Origin of the sequence: Bordetella sputigena, from assembly GCF_965137885.1 — a bacterium.
In the GTDB taxonomy this organism is placed as follows: domain Bacteria; phylum Pseudomonadota; class Gammaproteobacteria; order Burkholderiales; family Burkholderiaceae_B; genus Bordetella_C; species Bordetella_C sputigena.
In genome coordinates, this window is sequence record NZ_CBCSCA010000011.1 from 206,694 (window position 1) to 214,056 (window position 7,363).

General features: G+C 66.7%; 8 protein-coding genes. 4 read left to right on the forward strand and 4 right to left on the reverse strand.

Annotation, left to right across the window (positions count from 1 at the left end):
* The first annotated feature begins 96 nt into the window (after positions 1-96).
* Entirely contained in the window at positions 97-585 is a 489-nt protein-coding gene (locus ACNA0R_RS20735) for a methylated-DNA--[protein]-cysteine S-methyltransferase (RefSeq protein ID WP_415827951.1), read from the forward strand.
* Positions 586-709: 124 nt separating this feature from the next.
* Positions 710-1,576 carry an SAM-dependent methyltransferase gene (locus ACNA0R_RS20740; RefSeq protein ID WP_415827952.1) on the forward strand — a complete coding sequence of 289 codons (867 nt, stop codon included), beginning with the start codon at positions 710-712 and terminating at the stop codon, positions 1,574-1,576.
* A gap of 118 nt (positions 1,577-1,694) precedes the next feature.
* Here ACNA0R_RS20740 and ACNA0R_RS20745 read toward each other — a convergent pair whose 3' ends face one another.
* A complete protein-coding gene (locus ACNA0R_RS20745) occupies positions 1,695-2,615 on the reverse strand; it encodes a LysR family transcriptional regulator (protein ID WP_415827973.1) in 921 nt (306 codons plus the stop codon).
* A 213-nt stretch (positions 2,616-2,828) separates the two neighbouring features.
* Here ACNA0R_RS20745 and ACNA0R_RS20750 point away from each other — a divergent pair, with 213 nt between their 5' ends.
* Complete coding sequence (locus ACNA0R_RS20750; protein ID WP_415827974.1) at positions 2,829-3,773, forward strand: hydroxymethylglutaryl-CoA lyase; 945 nt, start codon at positions 2,829-2,831, stop codon at positions 3,771-3,773.
* A gap of 71 nt (positions 3,774-3,844) precedes the next feature.
* On the opposite strand, the gene ACNA0R_RS20755 is transcribed toward ACNA0R_RS20750, so the two are convergent.
* Positions 3,845-4,639: a hypothetical protein gene (locus tag ACNA0R_RS20755; protein WP_415827954.1), complete on the reverse strand. Its 795-nt coding sequence runs from the start codon at positions 4,637-4,639 to the stop codon at positions 3,845-3,847.
* 191 nt (positions 4,640-4,830) lie between these two features.
* On the opposite strand from ACNA0R_RS20755, the gene ACNA0R_RS20760 reads away from it, so the two are divergent.
* Entirely contained in the window at positions 4,831-5,280 is a 450-nt protein-coding gene (locus tag ACNA0R_RS20760) for a GNAT family N-acetyltransferase (protein WP_415827955.1), read from the forward strand.
* A 27-nt stretch (positions 5,281-5,307) separates the two neighbouring features.
* On the opposite strand, the gene ACNA0R_RS20765 is transcribed toward ACNA0R_RS20760, so the two are convergent.
* Both ACNA0R_RS20765 and ACNA0R_RS20770 read right to left on the reverse strand, forming a co-directional pair.
* A complete protein-coding gene (locus ACNA0R_RS20765; protein ID WP_415827957.1) occupies positions 5,308-5,868 on the reverse strand; it encodes an SAM-dependent methyltransferase in 561 nt (186 codons plus the stop codon).
* Positions 5,869-5,952: 84 nt separating this feature from the next.
* Positions 5,953-7,363: APC family permease (locus ACNA0R_RS20770; RefSeq protein ID WP_415827958.1), on the reverse strand; the 1,411-nt coding region annotated here is incomplete at its 5' end.

Consider the following 7,363-nt stretch of genomic DNA (forward strand, 5'->3'; position numbering starts at 1 on the left):
TCCCCGGCCGGCAGGGCAATAAGCGGAGTTCGCGCCGCCTTGCCGGCGCCTAGACTGCGATCGTGCGGCGCAGTCCACGTGCATCGGAGACCACCAATGAACTACGTATTCAAAACCGTGAAGACGCCGATAGGCGCATTGAAACTGGTCGCCAGAGACGGTTGCCTGGCGGCCATCCTATGGGAAAACGACAGGCCGGGGCGCGTGAGGCTGGGGAAGCTGCGGGAGGACGACGCCGATCCAACCTTGAACGAGGTCGAACGGCAGCTCGCCGAGTATTTCGACGGCAAGCGCCGCCGCTTCGACATTCCGATGGAGTTTGCTGGTACCGACTTCCAGAAAAAGGTCTGGAAAGCGCTGCTCGAAATTCCTTACGGCGAAACGCGCAGCTATCGCAGCATCGCCGAGCGCATCGGCCACGTGAACGCGGTGAGGGCAGTGGGCGCGGCCAATGGCCGCAATCCCATCTCCATCATTGCGCCGTGCCATCGGGTCATCGGAAGCTCGGGTAGCCTGACCGGGTTCGCCGGCGGCCTGGAGGCGAAGGCGCGCCTGCTGGCGCTGGAGCGGGCCGGGATGGATTAGCACCTCTTCAGGCTGTACAGCACGGAGCTGGTCGCGCAAGATGCGGTGGCGGGGGCGGCGGGGGATCGCATGCCCAATCTCTGCCGTGCGCACAGGCACGGCGCGAACCTGGAGAGTAAGCATCATGACGTTCCATAAGCGCAGCAAAGCGGTTCGTTCGTTCAGCGCAATCGTGCGTGCCGCCGTGGCGGCATCGCTGGTCCTGCCCTTGCTGGCCGCGCCGGCAGCGGCGCAGGAGCGCGCCGCCACCCCGGCGGGACGGGGCGGTGATGACTACCAGCCCACCGTCGGCCAGGAAGGCAAGGACGTCGTGTGGGTGCCGACGCCGCAGATACTGGTGGAAAAAATGCTGGATCTGGCGCAGGTGACGCCGCGCGACAAACTGCTGGACCTGGGCTCCGGCGATGGCCGCACGGTGATCACCGCCGCGAAGCGCGGCCTGCAGGCGCGCGGCATCGAATACAACCCACGGATGGTCGAGCTGGCGCGGCGCAATGCGAAGCAGGCCGGCGTGGCGGACCGCGCGACCTTCGTCACCGCGGATCTCTTCAAAACCGATCTGGGCGGCGCGGACGTCATCACGATGTTCCTGCTGCCGTCGATCAACGAGCAATTGCGCCCCAGGCTGCTGGCGCTGAAACCCGGCACGCGGGTAGTCTCGAACAGCTTCCGCATGGGCGATTGGCAGCCCGACCGCTCCGAGTCCGTGCGGGATGGCTGCGACCACTATTGCACGGCGCTGCTGTGGATCGTGCCGGCCAAGGTGGACGGCAAATGGCGGTTGGGCGAGCAGGATCTGCAACTGCGGCAGAAATACCAGATGCTGACCGGCACGCTGGGCGCGGCCGCCATCACCGAGGCGCGGCTTGACGGCAACCGTATCTCCTTCAAGGTCAATGGCGCGAGCTATACCGGCACGGTCAACGGCAAGGCGATGCAGGGCACGGTCAGCGGCGGTCCCGGCGGCGGCTGGACGGCGACCCGGCTCTGAACCTGCGGCCGCCCGCGCGGCGCTGGCGTTCCGCCGCAGTATCGAAGGCATCGAAACCGGCCAGGTCTATCGCGTCTGGTAAGCGCTGCCGATGAAGCCGGGGGGCCGAGCCGGCGCTTCAGTCGCGCCGTTCGGCGTCCGCCGCGGCGGAGCGGCCCTTGCCGGTCAGATGCTCCACGAACAACTTGGCCGCGGTCGGCAGCGCCTGGAATGCGCGCACGCAGATTTGCAGCTCGCGCCGCGCCCACGGTTCCTCGATGCGCAGGATGCCGATGTCGAAGATGCGCGCATAGAGCGTCGCGATATCCAGCGGCAGCACGCCCAGGCCCAGGCCCGCGTTCACCATGAAGCATAAGGTGTCGAAGCCCGTCACCTGGACCTTGACGCGCAAGGGCAGTTCCAGCCGGTCCGCCGCGTTGGCGACGATCTGGTTGATGGCGCTGCCGGTATGCAGGCCGACGAAGTCGTGCTCCAGCGCATCGGCGAAGCGGAAATCGCGCTTGCTCAGCAGCGGGTGGCCGGCCGGCGCGATCATGGCCAGCGTGTCGCGCCGATAGGGCAGGACCTCGACGTCACGCCCGGGCGGCATGCCGGAGAAGATGCCGACGTCGGCGGCGTTTTCCTGCACCGCCTTGAGGATGGCGGGAGAGATCTTTTCTTCCAGCTGAAGCTGGATGTTGGGATAGGCCGCCGCGAAGGACTGGATGTCGCCGGGCAGGAACTGCGTCAGCGCGGAAATGTTGGCAAAGACGCGGATGAAGCCGCGCGCGCCGCTGGCGTACTCGCGCATGGACACGGCGATGTCGTCCAGCTCGCGCAGGGCGCGGCGCGCCATGGAGGCCAGCGCCATGCCGGCGTTGGTCGGCTGAATGCCTTTGTTGGTGCGCACCAGCAGCTGGGATTTGAGCTGCTCTTCCAATTCGCTCATGCGCTTGCTGACCGCGGCGGCCGCGATGTGCTCGCGCTCGGCGGCGGCGGCGATCGTTTTTTCCTCGATCACGCTGATGAACAGGCGCAGGGAAGTCGGGTCCAGGTGCATGCGGCGCAGTATACGGCGCGGCATCCCGCCGTCGCCAGCCGCGACGGCGTCGCCGGGCTGGTCATCGCGGAGCGCGATGGCGGCATCATCAACCGTCGATTCCGCCCGGCGCGGCCGCGTTGCTAGACTGGCGTTTCGTTGGAGGAAAGCACGATGAACAGTACAGGAAGGGCCGGCGAGCGCGGTCCGGGCGCCGGACGCGGCGACGCCGGCATGGCCCGGGCGGAAGACAGTGTCACGGCCAGGCCGCGGCTGTATATCCAGGAGGTCGCGCCGCGCGACGGCTTCCAGAACGAAGGCCGGTTCGTGGAGACGCAGGACAAGATCCGTTTTATCGATGCCTTGTCGGCCTGCGGCTACGCCAAAATCGAGGCGACCTCGTTCACCTCTCCCAAGGCGATCCCGGCGCTGCGCGACGCCGAGATCGTGATGCACGAGATCACCCGGCATCCGGGCGTGGTCTATACGGCGCTGGTGCCCAACGTGCGCGGCGCCGAACGCGCGCTGTCGTGCAAGGTGGACGAAATCAATCTGGTGATGTCGGTCAGCGAAACCCACAATCGATCTAACCTGCGGATGTCGCGCGACGAATCCTTCGCCCAGCTGTCCGACGTGATCGATGCGGTGCGCGGCAGCCATGTGGCCGTCAACGTGTCCTTGTCCACGGTGTTCGGCTGCCCGATGGAAGGCGACATCGACCCCTACGAAGTGTTCGAGTTGATGGACCGTTTCGCGCAACGCGGGGTGGACGGCATCACCTTGTGCGATACGACGGGGATGGCCTTTCCCAGCCAGGTCGAAGCGATAGCGCGCCGGGCCAGGTCGCTGTTTCCCGCGCTCGAGCTGACGCTGCATTTTCACAATACACGCGGAATGGCGCTGGCGAATACCATGGCGGCCCTGGACGCCGGCGTGAACCGCTTCGATGCGTCGCTGGGCGGTATCGGCGGGTGTCCGTATGCGCCGGGCGCCAGCGGCAATGCCTGCACGGAGGAACTGGTGCATATGCTGGCGCTGGACGGCTACGACACCGGCGTCGATCTTGCCGGCATCCTGGCGGTGGCGGAAACCTTGCCCGAGCTGATCGGGCATGACGTGCCCAGCCAGATCCTCAAGGCCGGCACCCGGGCGCGGCGCCATCCGGCGCCTTGTCAGTAGGGGCGGCCGGCTAGGCGTGCCCGGCCAGCGGCGCTGCTGGGCCGGGCGCGACCGACGTAGCGATGCGGTGCCTAGTGCAGATTGAATACCCAGCAGCGCAGGCTTTTGCGCGCGATGCGGCTGTTCACCACCCGCACTCCCAAGAAGTACGGATGCCGGCTTTTCTTGAGCTCGCTGCGCAGCTCCGGCGTCAGCTCTATGGGATCCGGCGAGCTCGCCAGTTCGCGCGCCAGGTGCCGGAAATTCAGCGCCAGGAAGCGATCCGAGCGGCGTGCATGATTCAGCTCCGTGCCGTTCATCATGCGGCCGAACACCGTGTCCCAGAAGCGCTCCAGCACCGGTGATGTACTGGCGCGCGGAACGATGGGGAAATTGCACAACTGGTTCAGCTGGGCGCGCAAGATCTCCTGCTCGATGGGCGTCGCGCTGTTTTTCAGCGCGTCCGACAGCGAGGACACCTGCGCTTGCAACCGGCGGAACTGCCGCTTGATCGCCGACGCGTCGACGGCCTGCGCCGTGCCTTCCGAGCGCATCGTCCAATGATCGAGCAGCGTCGGAAATCCTTCGAATTGCAGTATCGCCAGCCGGTGTCGGAGATTGGTGTCGGCATGCGTGTCGGCAAGCCGGTCCAGCCACAGCGTCAACGCGCCGATCGGCAAGGTGGCGGTTTCCGCCGCCCGCTTGGGATCCTGCACGGTCTTGACCATTTCCCGCAGATCGGGGTCGTTGTCGATGCGGCGCAATTCCGTCCATGAATCCAGCTTCATGGATTCGCACAAGGGCGCGATGGCCGCCAGGACTGTCCTGCCGTCATGCGAGCACGGAATGCGTAAATCAGCGAACGGTGTATCGACGAATTCGGACATGAAGCGCTCCTTTTCTGCGTCGCATGGTGCCGATGCGGCGGATTGGACCTGCGTGTCGCGTCTCGCCCTGGCGCCTTGGCGATAATTCGCGATCAGGCATGCGCTTATCCTATGGAGCCTGAATCGTCCCGTGCTTTAGGTTTCGGTTGAAGCGTTTTGATTAACCGCCTGATATTTCCTGGAATAGTGGAATGCAAGCAACGCCCGAATTGTCGTTTCGTCCCGCCACCGCGGCGGATATTCCCAGCCTGCTGGCGTTGCGCCAGCAGACGATGACGCCGCATCTGCGGCGCGCCGGCGCGCCCAGCGACGACGAGGCGAACCTGGCGCGCGTCAACTACAGGCTGGAAGATGCATTACTGGTTTATGACGGCGCCGAACTGGTGGGCTTGTTCAAGGTGGCCCGGGACGGCGAAGCGCGGGAATGGAAGCTGGTGCAGGTGCAGATCGCGCCCGCCAGGCAGGGGCAGGGCCTGGGCGGCCACCTGGTGCGCGGCCTGCAGGCGGAAGCGGCGCGCGCCGGTTGCGCCATCACGCTGGAGGTGCTGAAAGGCAATCCGGCGCGGCGGCTCTACGAGCGCTGCGGTTTCGTCGTTGTCGGCGAAAGCGCCCTGGAGCATCAGATGCGCTGGCAGCCATAGCGGCAAGCGCCGCCATGGCCGGGCGCGTCAATGCGAGGGGACGGTCCAGAAATAAACCATGCGACCGTCCACGTTCAGCGTTTGCTCAGGCGCCCAATCGCCCATGTCGAAGGCGTGCGACACGATGCGCGTGCCCGGCTTCAGCTTGAGCAGGGCGGGCCGCAGCTTCAAGTTCAGCGACGGCAGAAGGTACAGGCTGATGACCGTCGCCTTCGATAGATCCTGTTCGAACAGATCGCCCTGGATGAACTGGACCTTGTCCGTCACACCCTCTTTTTTGGCGTTCTCGCGCGCTTCCTGGATGCGCACCGGGTCGATGTCGACGCCGATGCCGCGCGTGCCGAAGCGCTTGGCGGCGGTGATGGGGATACGGCCGTCGCCGGAGCCGAGGTCGTACAGCACATCGCTGGGGCCGACTTTGGCCACCCGCAGCATGGCGTCGACCACCGCCGGCGGTGTCGGTACGAAGATAACGTCGGGCGCGCGCGGTCTGGCGGTGGCCGCCGCGGGTTGCGCCTGCGCGGCCGCCGCGGTCAGCAGCAGAACGCCGGTCAAGGCCAAGGTCCATGAATGCCGAAGTATGCGCATGGTGCAGCTCCTGGAGTGCGTTGGGAAACCACGATGGACGCCTGCCGCGCGACGCCGCGAATATGGCGCGTCGCGCCTGCCGGGCTATTCGGCGGCCGCGGTCGCCGGGCGCCGCCGAAACAGCAATATCAGCGCGCCCAGCGCCAGCACCGCCAGGCCGGTGAACGCACCCACGCCCGTATGCATGATGCTGGCGTACAGCAGATAGGCGCTGGTGCCGCAGAACAGCAGCGGCGTGAGCGGATAGAAGGGAACGCTGAACGGCCGCGGCCGCGCGGGTTCGCGGCGGCGCAGTACGAAGAGCGCGATGCCCGTCAGGACGAAGAACAGCCAGAAGACCGGCGCGGTGTATTCGACCATGGTGGCGAAGCCGCTGCGCGTGGCCGCGCCCAGCGCGACCAGGGCCAGCGCGATCAGCCCCTGTACCAGCAGCGCATTGGTGGGGGTGTGATGGCGCGTATCCCAACGGCCCAGCAGGCGGAACATCGGCTCGTCGCGGCCGAATGCATAGGTGGTGCGAGCGCCGGTCAGCACCGTGGCATTGGCCGACGTCAGGGCCGATACGGCGATCAGCGCGCTGATGATGCGCGCGCCGTTTTCCCCCAGCACGGCGCGCAGCGCGTCGGCGGCGACGGCCTCGGAGGCAGCCACGCCGGCCAGGCCCAGGACCTTCACGTAAGCCAGATTGACCAGCAGGTAGATCGCGGTCACCAGCGCCAGGCTCCAGAACAGCGCGCGCGGCAGGTTGCGGCCGGGCCCGACGACTTCGGCGGAAACATAGGCGGCCTCGTTCCAGCCGCCATAGGTCAGCATCACGAAGATCAGTACCAGCCCCCAATTGGTGGCGGTGGCCAGGCCGGTGGGCGCGACTGCGCTGGACGCGCCGCCGCCGGCCGCGCCGTCCAGCAACAGGCCGGCGCCGATGATGAACAGCACCCCGCCGACTTCCAGCACCGTGAGGAAGTTCTGCGTCCATTTGCCGGCATTCAGGCCGATGATATTGAGCAGGGTCAGCGCCACCACCGTCAAGGCGGCATAGATGGCCGCCGAATGCGCGCCCAGGCTATGGATCTGGCTCGCGTAGTCGCCGAACACATAGCCCAGCAGCGCGATAGAACCGGTCGGGATGATCGTCAGGCGCGCCCAGGCGAACAGGAAAGCCGTGCGTTCCCCGAAGGCGCGGCGCAGGTAGTGATAGTCGCCGCCGGCGTCCGGGTAGGAGGTGGCCAGTTCGGCGTAGCACATGGCCCCCGCCAGCGAGATCGCGCCGCCGACCAGCCAGGCGATCAGGATGTGGTCCAGGCTGGCCGCGTTGGCAGCGATCAGCGCCGGCGCGCTGAAGATCCCGGCGCCGATGACGATGCCGACCACCAGGGCCATGACATCCAATGTCGACAGTAACGGGGAGGGGCGGGCGGCCGCGGCGCGCGGCGTGCTGGGTGTGGCGGAAGACTGCGGAGAGGCGTCGCGCACGGGGGATTCCATGACCGGGGAG

Coding starts and splice junctions, on each gene's coding strand:
- ACNA0R_RS20735 (WP_415827951.1), top strand. CDS start 97: ATGAACTACGTATTCAAAACCGTGAAGACGCCGATAGGCGCATTGAAA.
- ACNA0R_RS20750 (WP_415827974.1), top strand. CDS start 2,829: ATGGCCCGGGCGGAAGACAGTGTCACGGCCAGGCCGCGGCTGTATATC.
- ACNA0R_RS20760 (WP_415827955.1), top strand. CDS start 4,831: ATGCAAGCAACGCCCGAATTGTCGTTTCGTCCCGCCACCGCGGCGGAT.
- ACNA0R_RS20740 (WP_415827952.1), top strand. CDS start 710: ATGACGTTCCATAAGCGCAGCAAAGCGGTTCGTTCGTTCAGCGCAATC.
- ACNA0R_RS20755 (WP_415827954.1), bottom strand. CDS start 4,639: ATGTCCGAATTCGTCGATACACCGTTCGCTGATTTACGCATTCCGTGC.
- ACNA0R_RS20745 (WP_415827973.1), bottom strand. CDS start 2,615: ATGCACCTGGACCCGACTTCCCTGCGCCTGTTCATCAGCGTGATCGAG.
- ACNA0R_RS20765 (WP_415827957.1), bottom strand. CDS start 5,868: ATGCGCATACTTCGGCATTCATGGACCTTGGCCTTGACCGGCGTTCTG.